The sequence below is a fragment of the Agreia sp. PsM10 genome, from assembly GCF_030433855.1.
Lineage (GTDB): Bacteria > Actinomycetota > Actinomycetes > Actinomycetales > Microbacteriaceae > Agreia.
The window spans coordinates 16,673-31,792 of record NZ_JARUXC010000015.1 but is presented as its reverse complement, the minus strand read 5'-3'; the positions used below and the strand labels follow the sequence as shown (position 1 = coordinate 31,792).

General features: G+C 67.5%; 21 protein-coding genes. 11 read left to right on the top strand and 10 right to left on the bottom strand.

Features of this window, described 5'->3' with window-relative positions:
• Window positions 1-9: 9 nt before the first annotated feature.
• A complete protein-coding gene (locus QCD70_RS15980; RefSeq protein ID WP_301218083.1) occupies window positions 10-717 on the bottom strand; it encodes a winged helix-turn-helix domain-containing protein in 708 nt (235 codons plus the stop codon).
• A gap of 400 nt (window positions 718-1,117) precedes the next feature.
• Window positions 1,118-1,750, bottom strand: a complete 633-nt coding sequence (upp, locus tag QCD70_RS15975; protein WP_301218081.1) for a uracil phosphoribosyltransferase — start codon at window positions 1,748-1,750, stop codon at window positions 1,118-1,120.
• A gap of 90 nt (window positions 1,751-1,840) precedes the next feature.
• On the opposite strand from upp, the gene tadA reads away from it, so the two are divergent.
• Window positions 1,841-2,272, top strand: coding sequence for a tRNA adenosine(34) deaminase TadA (tadA, locus tag QCD70_RS15970; protein WP_301218195.1), 432 nt, complete (start codon window positions 1,841-1,843; stop codon window positions 2,270-2,272).
• Window positions 2,273-2,351: 79 nt separating this feature from the next.
• Here the strand turns inward: tadA and QCD70_RS15965 are convergent, their stop codons facing one another.
• On the bottom strand, window positions 2,352-3,311 hold the full coding sequence (locus tag QCD70_RS15965; protein ID WP_301218079.1) for a cation diffusion facilitator family transporter: 960 nt from the start codon (window positions 3,309-3,311) through the stop codon (window positions 2,352-2,354).
• 71 nt (window positions 3,312-3,382) lie between these two features.
• Between QCD70_RS15965 and proC the strand changes: the two genes are divergently transcribed.
• Together proC and QCD70_RS15955 are read left to right on the top strand one after the other, a co-directional pair.
• Window positions 3,383-4,231 (top strand): pyrroline-5-carboxylate reductase, encoded by an 849-nt coding sequence (gene proC, locus QCD70_RS15960; protein WP_301218077.1) that lies wholly within the window; start codon window positions 3,383-3,385, stop codon window positions 4,229-4,231.
• 70 nt (window positions 4,232-4,301) lie between these two features.
• Complete coding sequence (locus QCD70_RS15955) at window positions 4,302-5,033, top strand: SGNH/GDSL hydrolase family protein (protein WP_301218075.1); 732 nt, start codon at window positions 4,302-4,304, stop codon at window positions 5,031-5,033.
• A gap of 77 nt (window positions 5,034-5,110) precedes the next feature.
• Here the strand turns inward: QCD70_RS15955 and QCD70_RS15950 are convergent, their stop codons facing one another.
• Window positions 5,111-5,779: a potassium channel family protein gene (locus QCD70_RS15950; RefSeq protein ID WP_301218073.1), complete on the bottom strand. Its 669-nt coding sequence runs from the start codon at window positions 5,777-5,779 to the stop codon at window positions 5,111-5,113.
• Window positions 5,772-7,214: a TrkH family potassium uptake protein gene (locus QCD70_RS15945; protein WP_441004951.1), complete on the bottom strand. Its 1,443-nt coding sequence runs from the start codon at window positions 7,212-7,214 to the stop codon at window positions 5,772-5,774. The genes QCD70_RS15950 and QCD70_RS15945 overlap by 8 nt, the downstream gene beginning before the upstream one ends.
• A 142-nt stretch (window positions 7,215-7,356) precedes the next feature.
• On the opposite strand from QCD70_RS15945, the gene QCD70_RS15940 reads away from it, so the two are divergent.
• Window positions 7,357-7,857, top strand: coding sequence for an ArsR/SmtB family transcription factor (locus tag QCD70_RS15940; RefSeq protein WP_301218070.1), 501 nt, complete (start codon window positions 7,357-7,359; stop codon window positions 7,855-7,857).
• 111 nt (window positions 7,858-7,968) lie between these two features.
• Window positions 7,969-8,166 carry a helix-turn-helix domain-containing protein gene (locus QCD70_RS15935; RefSeq protein WP_044442490.1) on the top strand — a complete coding sequence of 66 codons (198 nt, stop codon included), beginning with the start codon at window positions 7,969-7,971 and terminating at the stop codon, window positions 8,164-8,166.
• A gap of 83 nt (window positions 8,167-8,249) precedes the next feature.
• Here the strand turns inward: QCD70_RS15935 and QCD70_RS15930 are convergent, their stop codons facing one another.
• Together QCD70_RS15930 and gabT are read right to left on the bottom strand one after the other, a co-directional pair.
• Window positions 8,250-9,209 (bottom strand): type IV toxin-antitoxin system AbiEi family antitoxin domain-containing protein, encoded by a 960-nt coding sequence (locus tag QCD70_RS15930; protein WP_301218067.1) that lies wholly within the window; start codon window positions 9,207-9,209, stop codon window positions 8,250-8,252.
• 179 nt (window positions 9,210-9,388) lie between these two features.
• Complete coding sequence (gabT, locus tag QCD70_RS15925) at window positions 9,389-10,720, bottom strand: 4-aminobutyrate--2-oxoglutarate transaminase (protein WP_301218064.1); 1,332 nt, start codon at window positions 10,718-10,720, stop codon at window positions 9,389-9,391.
• A gap of 157 nt (window positions 10,721-10,877) precedes the next feature.
• Here gabT and QCD70_RS15920 point away from each other — a divergent pair, with 157 nt between their 5' ends.
• Window positions 10,878-10,976, top strand: coding sequence for a 30S ribosomal protein bS22 (locus tag QCD70_RS15920; protein WP_003792170.1), 99 nt, complete (start codon window positions 10,878-10,880; stop codon window positions 10,974-10,976).
• Between the two features lie 181 nt (window positions 10,977-11,157).
• Here QCD70_RS15920 and QCD70_RS15915 read toward each other — a convergent pair whose 3' ends face one another.
• Window positions 11,158-11,931 carry an HAD family hydrolase gene (locus QCD70_RS15915; protein WP_301218061.1) on the bottom strand — a complete coding sequence of 258 codons (774 nt, stop codon included), beginning with the start codon at window positions 11,929-11,931 and terminating at the stop codon, window positions 11,158-11,160.
• A gap of 60 nt (window positions 11,932-11,991) precedes the next feature.
• Here QCD70_RS15915 and QCD70_RS15910 point away from each other — a divergent pair, with 60 nt between their 5' ends.
• The 3 genes from QCD70_RS15910 to QCD70_RS15900 are packed head-to-tail and all read left to right on the top strand — an operon-like array spanning window position 11,992 to window position 13,140.
• Entirely contained in the window at window positions 11,992-12,273 is a 282-nt protein-coding gene (locus tag QCD70_RS15910) for a glutaredoxin family protein (protein WP_301218058.1), read from the top strand.
• Window positions 12,270-12,569 (top strand): Dabb family protein, encoded by a 300-nt coding sequence (locus QCD70_RS15905; RefSeq protein WP_044442496.1) that lies wholly within the window; start codon window positions 12,270-12,272, stop codon window positions 12,567-12,569. Before QCD70_RS15910 ends, QCD70_RS15905 begins: the two co-directional genes overlap by 4 nt.
• A gap of 4 nt (window positions 12,570-12,573) precedes the next feature.
• A complete protein-coding gene (locus QCD70_RS15900) occupies window positions 12,574-13,140 on the top strand; it encodes a GNAT family N-acetyltransferase (RefSeq protein WP_301218053.1) in 567 nt (188 codons plus the stop codon).
• A 4-nt stretch (window positions 13,141-13,144) separates the two neighbouring features.
• Here the strand turns inward: QCD70_RS15900 and QCD70_RS15895 are convergent, their stop codons facing one another.
• On the bottom strand, window positions 13,145-13,465 hold the full coding sequence (locus tag QCD70_RS15895) for a helix-turn-helix domain-containing protein (RefSeq protein ID WP_055924682.1): 321 nt from the start codon (window positions 13,463-13,465) through the stop codon (window positions 13,145-13,147).
• Between the two features lie 102 nt (window positions 13,466-13,567).
• Complete coding sequence (locus QCD70_RS15890) at window positions 13,568-13,696, bottom strand: hypothetical protein (RefSeq protein WP_301218050.1); 129 nt, start codon at window positions 13,694-13,696, stop codon at window positions 13,568-13,570.
• A 166-nt stretch (window positions 13,697-13,862) separates the two neighbouring features.
• Here QCD70_RS15890 and QCD70_RS15885 point away from each other — a divergent pair, with 166 nt between their 5' ends.
• Window positions 13,863-14,507, top strand: a complete 645-nt coding sequence (locus tag QCD70_RS15885; RefSeq protein ID WP_301218047.1) for a histidine phosphatase family protein — start codon at window positions 13,863-13,865, stop codon at window positions 14,505-14,507.
• Entirely contained in the window at window positions 14,504-15,115 is a 612-nt protein-coding gene (locus tag QCD70_RS15880) for a TlpA family protein disulfide reductase (protein ID WP_301218044.1), read from the top strand. The genes QCD70_RS15885 and QCD70_RS15880 overlap by 4 nt, the downstream gene beginning before the upstream one ends.
• Window positions 15,116-15,120: the final 5 nt, after the last annotated feature.

The following is a 15,120-nucleotide window of genomic DNA, read 5'->3' as shown; positions in this document are numbered from 1 at the left end:
GCTATCGGCTTAGAACAGGTCGGGCGACGGCGTCGACGTGTGCTGCACCGAGACATCGGCGTGGCGATCGAAGCGGTAGCCGGCGCCGCGCACCGTGCGCACGATGTCCTCGTAGTCGCCGAGCTTCGCGCGCAGTCGGCGCACGTGCACGTCGATGGTGCGCTCGTTCGGAATGTCGCTGTCGTCTGCAGACCAGAGCGACCCGATGAGCTCGGCGCGGTCGATGGTGCGGCCCTCGCGCAGAACGAGGTACTGCAGCAGCTCGAATTCCTTGTACGTGAGGTTGGCCGCCTCGTTGTCGAGCAGCACGCGCTTGCGCGACAGGTCGATGACGACGCCGTCGCGGGCGCGATCCTCATCGGCGGGAGCGTGGCGGTGCTTGGCCAGGGCCGCCGGGTCCTGAAGGGCGAGCCGAACCACGTCGACGTCGCGCCCGCCGGCACCGCGGGGCGCGAGGGCGACGGCGGCATAGGTCTCGGAGGAGGGGGAGAGCTGCGCGGCGAGGGCCCGCAGCTGGGCGACGATCTCCGAGAGGTCGGTGCCGTCGGCGGCGGCCTTGTCTTCGTCGATTCCGACGTAGAGGACAAAACCGCGAGCTTCGGTGCCCGTGGGAACCGCGCGGAGTCGGGCGGGCGTCGACTCGGCGGCGAACTGCTCGGGGCGGCCGATCGAGGCGATGGGGGCGGAGGGACGAGTGTCGAGGTGTGCGAGAGACATGGGAGAGATCCTTCGATGAAGTGCCCAGGTCATCCGGCCGGATACGGCGAAGAAACGGATGCCTGTGGGCGGGTCGTGCGAATGGTGCGGCTGGATAGCCGTAGACCGCGGACGGTTCTGTGGTTCAGAACCAGGCGGGGGATTCGGAGGTCTCTTTCGTGAAAAGAGACGTAGACCTCGGAACCCAGCGAACCTGACGTGTCAGGCGCAGTGTCTGGTCAAGCACACATTCGGCAACACATGACAGCGCTGCTGGGCATCATCATGCCAGCAGTCCCCAATGCCTCAAAGGAGGTAAGGGCGAGCGCGTTGTCAGTCATGAACGAAAGCTAAGCGGAATATGACTCCGCATGTCAAGCATTTTTTTGACACGGGGCCGATCGAGATGCCCCGCGCCCGATCAGACGAGGCCGTAGAGCCGGTCGCCCGCGTCTCCGAGGCCGGGAACGATGTAGCCCTTCTCGTTGAGACGCTCGTCCATCGCTCCGAGCACGAGGTGCACCTCGCGGCCCTCGGTGGCCTTCTCGAGAGCGGCGACGCCCTCGGGTGCTGCAAGCAGGCAGATGGCGGTGACATCGACGGCGCCGCGGTCGAAGAGGAACTCGATGGCCGCTCCGAGCGACCCTCCCGTGGCCAGCATCGGGTCGAGAACGAAGCACTGCCTGTCGCTCAGGTCGTCGGGCAGGCGCTCGGCGTAGGTGGTGGGCTCGAGCGTCTCCTCGTTGCGCACCATGCCGAGGAATCCGACCTCGGCGCTGGGAATGAGCTTGACCATGCCCTCGAGCATGCCGAGGCCCGCGCGGAGGATGGGAACGATGAGGGGACGCGGCTCGGAGATCGCGAGGCCCTGCGTCTCGGCCACCGGCGTCTGGATGGTGACGACCTCGGTGCGCACCTCGCGGGTGGCCTCGTAGGCGAGCAGGGTGACGAGCTCTTCGGTGAGCGCCCGGAATGTGGGTGCCGGCGTCGACTTGTCTCGCAGCACGGTGAGCTTGTGCGTGATGAGCGGGTGGTCGGCAACGTGAACTCGCATAGGCTCAATCTACTGGAGCGGAAAGGTACTGGCGGCATGTCCGAACGACCGAGCCCCGCGCATCCATGGCCTGCCGCGTACGGCGAGCGCATGCGCGAGCTGCTCGCAGACGCCCGGCTGGCCGAGGCGTCGGGCGACGTTCCCGTGTCGGCCCTGGTTCTGGATGCCTCGGGTCGGGTCATCGGGCGCGGCCGCAACGAGCGCGAGCTGCGGCACGATCCCACGGCGCATGCCGAAGTGCTGGCGCTGCGGGCGGCCGCCGAGCAGACCGGCGACTGGCGCCTGGAGGGGTGCACGCTCATCGTCACCCTGGAGCCGTGCGTGATGTGCGGTGGGGCGATCCTGGCGGCGCGCGTGCCCACCGTGGTGTTCGGCGCGTGGGACGAGAAGGCCGGCGCGGTCGGCTCCGTCTACGACGTGCTTCGCGACCGGCGCCTCAACCACACGGTCGAGGTGTGGGCGGGCGTCGAGGCGGATGCGTGCGCTGCCGCTCTGACGACCTTCTTCCGCTCGCGACTTTAGGTCGAGCGCGCCCTTTTCTGACGAGCGCGCGTGCAGTGACCGCGCGTGCGGCTGGAACACGCGCGCTCGGCGTCCGCGCTCAGTTCGCGGCGGGTGTATCCGTTGCGTCTGCGACGGCCTCCGCCACGCTCGGCGCGTACACGTCCGGCTCCAGATAGATGACGCGGGCGATGGGCACGGCCTCGCGGATGCGCGCCTCGACCGCGTTGATGGCGAGGGCGATGTCGGTGAGGGTCGTGACCGCCGGCAGCGTGATCTTGGCGCCGACGAGCATCTCGTCGGGCCCGAGGTACATGGTCTTGAGGTGAACGAGGTGCTCGACCTCGGGGCTCGACGTGATGGCGTTCTCGATCTTCGCGAGGTCTTCGTCGGTGGCGCCCTCGCCCACGAGCAGGCTCTTCGTCTCGATACCGAGAATGATGGCGACCAGCACGAGCAGGGCCCCGATGAAGATCGTTCCGATGCCGTCCCAGATGCCATTGCCGGTGAGCACGGTGAGGCCCACGCCGGCGAACGCGAAGACGAGCCCCAGAAGGGCGGCCGTGTCTTCGAGCAGCACGACCGGCAGCTCCGGCGCCTTCGCGCGGCGGATGAACTGCAGCCAGCTCTGCGAGCCGCGCGTGTGGTTCGACTCGCCGATGGCCGTGCGCAGCGAGAAGCCCTCGAGCCCGATGGCGATGGCGAGCACCAGCAGAGGCAGCCACCACACCTCGAGCGGATGCGGGTCGTTCACCTTCTCGATTCCCTCGTAGAGGGCGAAGACCCCACCCACCGAGAACAGAATGATCGACACGACGAAGGCGTAGACGTAGCGCTCGCGGCCGTAGCCGAACGGATGCGCACGGTCGGCCTGCTTGCGCGACTTGCGGCCACCGAGCAGCAACAGAAGCTGGTTGCCGGAGTCGGCCGCGGAGTGCACGCTCTCGGCGAGCATCGACGACGACCCGGAGAAGAGGAACGCGATGAACTTTGTGAGGGCGATGCCGATGTTGGCCGCCAGCGCGGCGAGGATCGCCTTGCTGCCTCCGGATGTGCTCATGTGTGTGACCTCTGCGCGCTCTGTGTTCCGATGGCGGCTTCCCCGTCGAACCCCAATCCTAGGATGGACGGGTGACCGACACCTCTCCCGTCTCCCTGCCCGCCATCGCCATCCTCGGCGCCGGATCGATGGGCCGCGCCATCCTCTCCGGGCTGCTCGCGCCCACGGTCGACGTCTCCGGCGGAATCCGCGTGACGAACCGCTCGGCCTCGCGCGCCGCAGAGTTCGACGATGTCGACGCGGTCACGGCCTGGGCGACCGACGACGAGCCCGAGGCGAACCGCCTGGCCGTGGCCGGGGCATCCATCGTTCTGGTGGCGGTGAAGCCGCCCATGGTGCCCGCGCTGCTCGACGAGATCGCGGATGCGCTGGAGCCCGGCGCGATCGTCGTGAGCGTGGCGGCCGGCGTGACCGTCGCGACGTTCGAGCAGCGCCTGCCCGATTCCGTCGCCGTGCTGCGGTCGATGCCGAACACGCCCGCGATCGTGGGCAGCGCGGTGACCGGGCTGTCGGCGGGCACCCGCTCGACGTCGGAGCAGCTCGCCCTGGTCACGCGGGTGTTCGAGACGGTCGGCGAGGTCGTGGTCGTTCCCGAAGAGAAACTGGATGCCTTGAGCACGATCTCGGGGTCGGGTCCGGCGTACGTGTTCTTCCTCATCGAGCAGCTCACCGCGGTCGCCATGCAGAAGGGCTTCACTCCGGAGGAGGCGGCCGTTCTCGTGAACGGCACATTCCTGGGCGCGTCGCAACTGCTCGCCGCGTCGGGGTCGACGCCTACGGAGCTGCGTCGACAGGTGACGAGCCCCAACGGAACGACGGAGCGCGCCATCGCCGTGCTGCAGGACGGGGGAGTCGATGACCTCTTCGCCCGGGCGACGGATGCGGCCCTCGCCCGCGCCCGGGAGCTCGCCGCCGGCTGACCCACCCGTTCTTGCGCTGATCGAGATCAACCCCTTCGCCAACCTCAGGGAACGGGCGTAGCGTTTCAGCGTGAATCTTCTCTCCCTCTGGCCGATCAGCCTGATCGTGCGCCATCGCGAGGCCGAGGCCGCCCGCATCAACCTCACCATTCCGGTCAACTCGGCGTTCTGGAGGGCTCGCCAGAAGAAGGCGGGTGAGCTGCTCTATGTCGTGATCGGGGACTCCGCAGCCCAGGGCATCGGCGCGTCCAAGCCCAACCGCGGCTACGTGCAGATCGTGGCCGACCGCTTCGCGGCGGAGACGGGGCGCACCGTTCGCATCGTCAATCTCAGCGTTGCGGGCGCCCGTCTGCGCGAGGCGATCGCCATCCAGATGCCGAAGCTGGCCACGCTGCTGCGCGACGTGCAACCCGACCTGCTCACCGTGTCGATCGGCGCGAACGACATCAACAGCTTCGAGAAGGAGCGCTTCACGCGCGAACTCGAGGAGGTGTACGCGCAGCTGCCGTCGTCGGCCATCGTCGCCGACCTGCCCTGCTTCCACATTCCGCAGAGGGAGCGTCTGGTCTCGGTGGCGAATCGGATCGTGCGCGCGACCGCAGCCCGGCACGGTCTGACCGTTGCGCCGCTGTATGCGGTGACGAAGCGCCAGGGGATCGTGCGCGCCGTCTACCAGGCGGCCGGCGACCTCTTCCACCCGAACGACCGGGGCTACGTGGTCTGGGCGTCGGCCTTTCTGCCGACGGTCTCGCGCCGTGCGCAGAGCGTCCGCGCGAGCACGGAGCCGCGCCCAGTGGCCTGAGACGCCCCTGTTGCCCGACGCGACGAACGTTACCGGGCGACCGGCAACATCCGTCGCCCGGGGCAACAGGCGAGCCGCTACTCGAGGGCCGAGAACTTCTCGATGTCGCTCGAGGTGCCCGAGACGATGATGATGTCGTGGTCGGTGACGACCGTCTTCTCGGTTGCGTAGGTGAACGGCTTGCCCGGCGACTTCACGCCGACGACCGTGATGTTGTGCCGGCTGCGCACGCCCGACTCGGTGAGGTTCTTTCCGCGGATCGGCTTGGGCGGGTACATCTTGACCAGGGCGAAGTCGTCGTCGAACTCGATGAAGTCGAGCATGCGGCCCGAGACGAGGTGGGCGACGCGCTCTCCGGCCTCGGCCTCGGGATAGATCACGTGGTTGGCGCCGATGCGCTCCAGGATCTTGCCGTGCGACTTCGAGATGGCCTTGGCCCAGATCTGCGGAACCTTCAGGTCGACCAGGTTGGCTGTGATGAGCACGCTCGCCTCGATCGACGAGCCGACGGCGACGACGGCGATCGAGAACTCGCCCGCCCCGATCTGGCGCAGCGCGTCGATGTTGCGCGCATCCGCCTGCACGGTGTGGGTGATGCGCTCCGACCACTTCTGCACGAGGCCGTCGTTGTCGTCGATCGCCAGAACCTCGCGGCCGAGGCGGTCGAGCTGTCCGGCCGTGGCGGCACCGAACCGGCCGAGGCCGATCACGAGGACGGGGGCGTCGTGCTTGATGCGATCAACCAACGATGGGCCTCTCTTCGGGTCGTCTGAACAGCTGCCTGCGCTGGCTCGCTGCCAGCGCGGCGGCGAGTGTCACTGTACCAACGCGGCCCATGAACATCGTGGCGGCCATCACGTAGATGCCCGAGTCGGGCAGGGATGCCGTGAGCCCGGTCGTGAGCCCGGAGGTGGCGAACGCGGAGATCACGTCGAAGAGCACGAAGTCGAGCGGCGCCTTGGTGATCTGCAGGATGACGATGGTGGCGACGGCCACGGTCGTCGCGCCCCACAGCACCACGCTCACGCCCAGTCGCAGCACGTCGCCCGGGATGCGGCGGCCGAACGCCTCCATCGACTCGTTTCCGCGGGCCTCCGCGAAGGCGGCGAGGAACAGCACGGCGAGCGTGGTCACCTTGATGCCGCCGGCCGTCGATGCCGAGCCGCCACCGATGAACATGAGCATGTCGGTGACCAGGAGGCTTGAGCCGTTGAGGTCGTCGATGGGAATCGTGGAGAAGCCGCCCGACCGGGTCATGACCGACAGGAACAGCGACTGAAAGATCGTGTCGCCCGCGTTGAGGTCTCCGTAGGTCTTCGGATTGTCGAACTCGAGCACGATGTAGAGCACCGCCCCGGCCACGATCAGGATCAACGAGGTGACGAGCGTGAGCTTCACGTGCAGCGACCAGCGCTTGGGCTTCTTCAGGTTGCGCGAGAGCACGTAGATGATCGGGAACCCGATGCTTCCCATGAACACGCCGAGCATGAGGATGCTGAGGAACCAGTAGTCGTTCTCGAACGGAGCGAGTCCCTCGGCGTTGGGGGAGAACCCGGTGTTCGTGAACGCCATGGCCGAGTAGTAGAAACTGTCGGTGATGGCCGGCGCGAGCTCGACGCCGTCGACGAGCATGCGCGGGATGAGAAGCAGGGCGATCACGAGCTGGATCACGAGGGAGCTCACCGCGACCGTCGCGAGCAGCCCGCCGATCTCGCCGAGCCGCACGGCCTGGCCCTCCGAGACGGCGCCGTGGCGCATCCGCATGGGGTTGGTGTCGCCCGCCGCCATCAGGCGGCTCTTCAGGCCGAGCTTGCGCGACACGGCGAGACCCAGGATCGAGGCGAGGGTCAGCACACCCAGGGCGCCGATCTGCACGCCGATGAAGATGAAGATGTGGCCGACGACCGACCAGTGCGTGGCCATGTCGACGGTCGAGAGGCCGGTGACGCAGATGACCGAGACGGCCGTGAACAGGGCGTCTGCGATGGGGGTGGTCGCCCCGTCGGCCTGCGAGATGGGCAGGGAGAAGAGCACCGTGAAGATGAGGATCATCGCCGTGAAGATCAGGATCGCGAAGCGGGAGGGCGACTGCTCGGAGAACTCGTCGATCATGTCTCGCACGCGGCCGATCGGCGTGCGGCTGGCGTAGACGGAGCGTCGCGTGGGTGCGGGTATGCGCATCGTGCGTCCTTCGTCGACATGGCCGACAGGTGCTCGGTCGGCCGATTGAATTCCAGTCATGGTACTCCGGCGAGGCATCCGGTCGGCGCGCCAGGCCCCCGAACTGAGGAGCAATCGGGCGACTACTGACTAGCCTTGTGCCATGGCCGACATCTTCTCCGTGATCGCTGACCCCACGAGGCGCCACCTTCTCGAGTTGCTGCTCGAGCGATATGCGGCCGCCGACGCCGTCGAGGCGTCGCCCCACGCAGGGGAGTCGAGCGTGTCGGAGCTCGTGCACGCGCTCGACCTCAGCCAGCCCACGGTGTCGAAGCACCTCAAGGTGCTGCGCGACGCGGGCCTCGTCGCCGTTCGCGAAGAGGGCCAGCACCGGTACTACAAGCTCGACGCGTCGCCGCTCGAAGACGTGGAGGACTGGGTGATCCCGTTCCTCTCTGCCGACTTCGACGGCTCGGTCAAAGACGACGACGTCGAGTGGGCCGACACCGCCTCCGGCGTGCAGGCTCCGGATGCCGCGGGCGTGGCCTCGGAGTTCGCCCGCAACGTCGGGCGCACGGTCGCGACGTCGAGCCACCAGGCGCGCAGCGTGGTCGAAGACCTGCAGGCCAACGCGAGCAAGCTGGTGTCGCGGCTGCGCAAGTAGCCCCTCGCACCCGGTTGCCCCGCATCCGGTGCACCCCCTAGAGTTACGAATCATCACGGAGTCTCGTTCGTCACTCCTGTGACTCACGGGTTCTCGTCACGAGGGGGAAGCATGGCCGGCTCAGACCTGCCCGACGTGCGCTTCCTCACGGTCGCCGAAGTCGCCGACATGATGCGCGTCTCGAAGATGACCGTCTACCGCATGGTGCACTCCGGAGAGATGCCGGCGATCCGCTTCGGCCGCAGCTTCCGCGTGCCCGAGACCGCGGTCGCTGAGGCTCTGACGCAGCACGCGGCAGACACGGCGTAGCCGCCCGCCTGCAGTATCCGCGCCCACTGGGCGCATCCGCCGCTGGACGGCCGGGAGCGAATGCACCTGCGGGGCGCGGATGCTCAGCGTCGCCACCGGCGATGCGGGTCGACGATGGGCAGGCCGTCGCGCAGCAGCCGGGCTCGCATCTTCGGGATGCTGATGCAGACCGCCCAGTCCCAGCGCGTGACCTTCTTGGGGAGGGCTTTGAACCTGTCCTCGCGGATCTTCTCCTCGTAGATCACGTCGCCTGGTTCACGGCCGCGCAGGTATTCGGGCTTGAAGTACTTGAACCTGCCGTCGACTTCGCCCAGATGGTCGTAGCCCTCGAAGTCGTAGTCGGGTTCACCGATGAATCCATCTACGTCGAAGAAGGGAGTCTGAAGCCGGGGTTCGGGGAAGCCCGCGAGATACATGTTCACGCGCCCCGCAGACTCGGCGGGTGAGTCGGCGAGGTGGGTGGCGAACTCGAGGATGCGCAGTGACCGGGCGTGGGCCTTCAGCGGCTTGGCCGCCTCCCACTCGGCCAGCAACTGATCTTTGCTGAAGTGCCCGGATCGCTTGCGGTGAAGGGCGTAGTCGGCGCCGGCGACTCCCGACATGGCCGAACTCACCGTGGCCAGATCGACGATGGTTCGCGCGAACGACGTCACGAGCAGCCCGTCGATCTCGACCACGTCGACCGAGGCCATCTCGGTGACATGCGCGACGACTCCGTTCTTCGAACGTCCGCCGGATGCGCGATCGATCACCCGGTGAACGTCGCTCGGCCATCGGCCGATGATCGGGATGCCCCATATCGCGGCCGCGGACCAGTGCGACAGCACCGGTCGCTCGCGACGAGTCTCCCCGACAGCACGTATGCGGAGGAGATACCGGTCGAGATCCTCGAGATCCGTCCACTCGGCGGCAGACGCGTAGACACCTCTCCGAAGTCTGATCGCGCGACCGGACGTGTGCGCACGAGCAAGTGCGTGGCGGTCGCCTCCGAGGCGCTCGAATTCGCGGGCGAGCACGAGACGGGTCTTGCTGCTGCTTGTCATGCCCGTCAGAGTGCAGCCTCAGCACGGGCCACGAGCGTCCACGCCCGAGAAGTGTGCACAACTCGCGTTCGGTCCACTCGGGGAGGAGCGGCGAGCAGCCGAGTGTCCGCGCCCCTGCGGCGCATCCGCTGCCGGACAGCCGGGCGCGGATCGACCGAACGGGCGCGGATGCGGCGTGGCTACAGCAGGGCCAGGGCCTCTTCGAGGACCGTCGCCGCGTCGTCGATGAGCTCGTCGCTGATGACCACACTCGGCATGATGCGCAGCACCGAGTCCCAGCTGCCCGCATCCAGCACGATCACGCCGTGCGTGGTGGCGTACTTCAGGATGGCGGTCAGCGCCTCGGGGTTGGGCTCCCGGGTGCCCGGCTTCACGAGTTCGACACCGAACATGGCGCCCTTGCCGCGCACCTCGCCGACCACGTCGAACTTCTCGGCCCAGTCGCCGATGCGCGCCCGCAGCGACGCCTCGACACGCTGCGCCTCGGCCAGCAGGCCTTCGCGCTCGATGATGTCGAACACTTCGAGGGCGGCCGCGGTCGAGACCGGGTTGCCGCCGAACGTGCCGCCGATGCCACCGGGCTGCACGGCATCCATGATCTCTGCGCGACCCGTGACCGCGGCGAGAGGGAACCCGCCCGCGATGCCCTTGGCCGTGGTGATGAGGTCGGGGATCACGCCGTCGTGGTGCTCGATGGAGTACCAGGTTCCGGTGCGGGCGATGCCGGCCTGGATCTCGTCGGCGACGAAGACGATGCCGTTCTCGCGGCAGAACTCGGCGATGCGGGCGAAGTATCCGGGTGCCGGGATGACCACGCCGCCGTCGCCCTGGATCGGCTCCACGAAGAACGCGGCGATCTCGGACGCGCCGATGTGGGTCGTGATGTAGTCGATGGTCTTCTCAGCCGCCTCGGGGCCGGTGAGCCCGTCGCGGAACGGGTAGCTCGTGGGAACGCTGTAGACCTCGCCGGGGAACGGGCCCATGCCGGCGCGCTCGGGCCAGGGGCGGTAGGTCATGGCCATGGTGAGGTTGGTGCGGCCGTGGAACGCGTGGTCGAGGCTCACGATCGCGCGTCGTCCGGTGAACTTGCGGGCGATCTTCACCGCGTTCTCCACCGCCTCGGCGCCCGAGTTCACCAGGATCGAGTGCTTCTCGAAGTCGCCCGGGGTGATCTCGGCCAGCTTCTCGGCCACTCGCACGTAGTTCTCGTACGGGGTGACGGTGAAGAGGGTGTGGGTCAGCTTGCCGGCCTGCGCGGCCGCTGCTGCGGCGACATCCGGATGCGCGTGGCCGATCGTGGTGACACCGATTCCGCACCCGAGATCGATCAGGTGGTTGCCGTCGACGTCGACGAGGATCGCTCCGGCGCCGCGGTCCATGTAGATGTTCGCGAGGGTGCCGGCGCCGCGCGAGACGGAGCGCACCCGGCGCTCCTGCAGGGCGACCGAGTTGGGCCCGGGCAGTTCTGTGACGAGCGAGCGCTGCTGGGGGATGTCGAAGTCGCGAACCATGCTGCCAGCCTATGCGGCTGATCCCTCCGACAGGCTCAGGGAACGAAGGGGATCGACGCGCATTAGTCGTTCGGCGTTCGGCCTTGTAGACTGCTCCGAGGCAAAAATTCTCTTCCGCTGCGACCTGCGCAGCGAAGCCCAAAATCGTGAGGTCCCTGTGGGTTCAGTAATCAAGAAGCGTCGCAAGCGTATGGCGAAGAAGAAGCACCGCAAGCTGCTTCGCAAGACACGTCACCAGCGCCGCAACAAGAAGTAGCACGTCGCGCAGCGCTCGAGCGCTGCCGATGGAGCCGAAGCGCCAGGCCTGAGGTCTGGCGCTTTTGCTGCGCCCGAATGCGCCCTTCGACAGGCTCAGGGAACCGCCGTATCCGCGCCCGTTCGGCGCATCCGCTGATGGACGACCGGGCGCGCATGCGCCGGACGGGCGCGGATGCCGGTCAGCGGGCCCGACGGGCCTCTCGGCGAACGCGCTTGCGGGCCTCTTTGATGCTCGACGGGTTCAGGCGCATGACCGGCCAATCATGCTTCGTGGCGTGCGCGTGCAGGGCGTGATCGGGGTTCACCACGACCGGATTGCCCACGAACGTGAGCAGCGGGATGTCGTTGCTCGAGTCGGAGTAGGCCCAGCACTCGGCAGGATCGACGCCCATGCCGGTGGCGAGGGCGATCGACGCGTCTGCCTTGTCTTGTGCATGCATGACGGGACCCTCGAGAACACCCGTGTAGATGCCGTCTTTCGACTCGAAGCGCGTGCCGAGTGCGCCGGTCAGGCCCAGGCGATGCGCGAACACGTCGGCGACCTCGCTGGCGGTGGCCGACACGATCCAGACCTGGTGCCCCATGGCGAGGTGCTCTTTGGTGAGGGCGACGGTCTCGGGCCACAGCCGTCGGCTGATGCGCCGGTCGAAGATGTCCTCGCTCAGCGAGCGGATCTCGGCCTGAGTCTTGCCCGCGATGAGAAGCAGCGCCTTCTCTTTGATGTCGCTGAGGTGGCCCATGTTCTCGCCCACCTTGATGAAGTGGCGCTGCTGCCAGAAGAACCGCCAGATGTCGCGGGGCGAGAGCATGCCCCTGCGCCACGCGCCGATCGCCACGTGCCAGATGCTCGCACCGCGCAGAAGGGTGTTGTCGACATCGAAGAAGGCGATGACAGGTCGTCCTCCTGCGGGCGACGCGGGGTCGCCGTGGGAGGGGAGCTCGGTATTCGCCATGGGTTCTCTCATGGTACCCATCCCGGGTGCCGGGCGGCGCCCGGGGTCTAGGGTGAATGGGTGCCCGCCATCCAGCTCACCCTGCTCTCGAAGCCGGGCTGTCATCTCTGCGATGACGCCCGCGAGGTGGTGAGAGATGTCCTGGCGACGTTCCCGCCCCGCGAGGGTTCCGCGGCGGTCGTCTTCGACGAGAAGTCGATCCTCGACGACCCCGAGCTCTTCGACGAGTACGTCGAGGAGATTCCCGTGGTGCTCGTCAACGGGCGGGTGCACACGATCTGGCGCGTCGATCCCGAACGCCTGCGCACCGCACTCACCACCGAACTCGAGGAGTCCGCATGATCCGTCACGTCGTCGCATGGAAGCTCGCCGCAGAAGACGAGGAAGGCCGGGTGGCCGCGGCCGCCGCGATTCAGGCCGCGCTCGCCCCTCTTCCGGCCATCATCCCCGAGATCAAGACCTTCTCGATCGGGCCGAACGTCGCTTACGCAGACAAGAACTGGGACATCTGCCTGGTCGCCGACTACGACGACCTCGATGGCCTCGAGACCTACCAGGTGCACCCCGAGCACCTGAAGGCCGTCGACATCGTGAAGCCGCTCGTGTCGGCGCGGGCGAGCGTCGACTTCGAACTCTGAGCCGGTGGCGGCGCTTCGCATCGAGACGCCCAGACTGATCCTGCGCCGGTGGAAATCCTCCGACCGTGAACCCTTCGCGGCGATGAACGCCGATCCCGAGGTCATGCGCTACTTCCCCTCGGTGCTCGACAGGGCGACGAGCGATGGTCTCGCCGAACGACTGGATGCCGGGTTCGACCTGCATGGACACGGGCGCTGGGCGCTCGAGCGCCGTGACACACGAGAGTTCATCGGCTTCACGGGGCTGGGCCCGATGCCGGCGGATGTGCCGGGCTCCGGAGGAATGGAGATCGGTTGGCGGGTGGCCCGTGCGCACTGGCGGCAGGGATTCGCGATCGAGGCGGCGACGGCGGCGCTCGACGCCGCGTTCGCGCCGGACCCCGACGCCTCCTCTGCAGCGCTTCTCGAGGTGAACTCCATCACCGCCGTGATCAACGAGCCGTCGCGCGCCGTGATGCGTCGTCTCGGAATGCGCCACGTCGACGACTTCGCGCATCCGGTCGTGCCCGAGGGCTCGCCCATCAGGGCGCACGTTCGCTACGTGCTCACTCGAGACGAGTGGATGCGGTGACGCGTCAGGACGCCTCGGAGCGACGAGCCGCCTCGCGTTCGCGCTCGCGGATGAAGTCGGCGGCGGTCAGGCCGTGCACCCGCTTCTCGTACATCGACGAGTTCAGGCCCTCGACGAAGACTCCGGGGTCGGCGTTGAGGGCCGTCGCGAGGCGCACGAGCGTCTCGACGTTGGGGTGGACCTGACCGCGTTCGATCTTGCCGACGCTGGTCCAGTGCATCTCGGAGAGCGACGCCAGGTCTTCGAGCGTGAGGCCCAGCTTGAGCCGCTGCTGGCGCACTCGCTCGCCGAGAATGGCGGCGGCATCCGAGTGCGTTTTGGTCACGCGTCATGAGGTCGCGCATAAGAGAAGCGAGACCAGAGGGTCGCAACCTTATGCTTTTATGCCACAATCGCGGCGATGGACGCCGCGAGGGCGCCCGGTCGATCAGCGCGCGGCGTACTCGCGGGTGGGCTGGCGACGGTAGCCGTCGGTGGCGACGGCGCGAACGGTCGCGGTGATGCCGACAACGGAGATGACGGCGAAGATGGACGATACGACGATGGCGATGAGCATGAGTTGTGAACCTTTCTTGTAAGTAAGTCTCATCTTCTTAACGCGGAAGCACAACTAACTATTTCTTCCATCCACGTGTATTTCTGCTACTGCTTCAGCGCCCGTCGGAGGACGACGAATCGGCTATCAGCCTTTTCCCCGATCAGCCCTACGTAAACTGGACTCCGTGGTAGCCAGCCAGATCCATCTCGTGCGTCACGGCGAGGTATTCAACCCCCGACGCGTGCTCTACGGTCGACTCCCCGGATTCGGGCTCTCCGACCTGGGGCATGAGATGGCGCGCTCCGCCGCGGCCGATCTGGTCGAACGCCGACGCACCATCAGCGCCCTCTACGCGTCGCCCCTGCAGCGCACGCAAGAGTCGGCACAGCCCATCTCGCAGGCCTTCGAACTGCCGATCATCACCGATCCGCGCATCATCGAGCCCACCAACCGCTTCGAGGGTCTGAACATGCGCGGGCGCAGTTCGGCTCTGAAGAATCCCCGCACCTGGCCGTGGCTGCGCAATCCCACGATTCCCAGCTGGGGCGAGCCCTACGCCTCGATCCGAACCCGCATGCTGTCGGCCATGAGCGACGCCTACAACTCGGTCGAGTCGGGCGATGTCGTTCTCGTGAGCCACCAGCTGCCGATCTGGACGACGCACCTCGCCATCGCGGGCAAGCCCCTCTTCCACGACCCGCGCCGTCGCCGCTGCGAGCTGTCGAGCATCACCAGTTTCGAGCGCATCGGCAACCGTTGGGTCGAGACCGGCTACGCCGACCCCGCCGCCGAACTCGCCGAGAACGCGACCGACGTGGGTGCCGTATGACGGGCATCCGGATGCGTCGGGCGACCCGCGTGGGCCTGGCCGGTCTCGTCGTGGCCGGCACGGTGCTGCTCGCGGGATGCGCGAACGACCCCCTGGCCGACCAGTACCTCTCGGGCGACAGCAAGAACTACATCGCGGGCGACGGCACCGTCACCGAGATCGAACCCGATTCGCGGCAGCAGCCGGTCGACTTCGCGGGAACGACTGCCGAGGGCACGAGCGTGAGCCAGGCCGACTACGCGGGCGAGGTGGTGGTGCTCAACTTCTGGTACGCCAGCTGCGCGCCCTGCCGCGTCGAGGCCCCCGAGCTGGCCAAGCTCAGCGAGAAGTACGACGGAGAGGGAGCCAGCTTCCTCGGCGTGAACGTGCGCGACCAGGCGCCCCAGGCCATCAGCTTCGAAGAGAACTACGGCATCGACTACCCCTCGGTCATCGACACCGACGGGGCTCTGCAGCTCGCGTTCAGCGGAGACGTGTCTCCCAACGCGGTGCCGACCACGCTCGTGATCGACAAGCAGGGCCGGGTGGCCGCACGCATCCTGGGCCAGGTCAGCGAGCCGTCGATCCTGGACACGCTGATCCGCGACACCATCGCCGAGTCGAGCTAGCACCG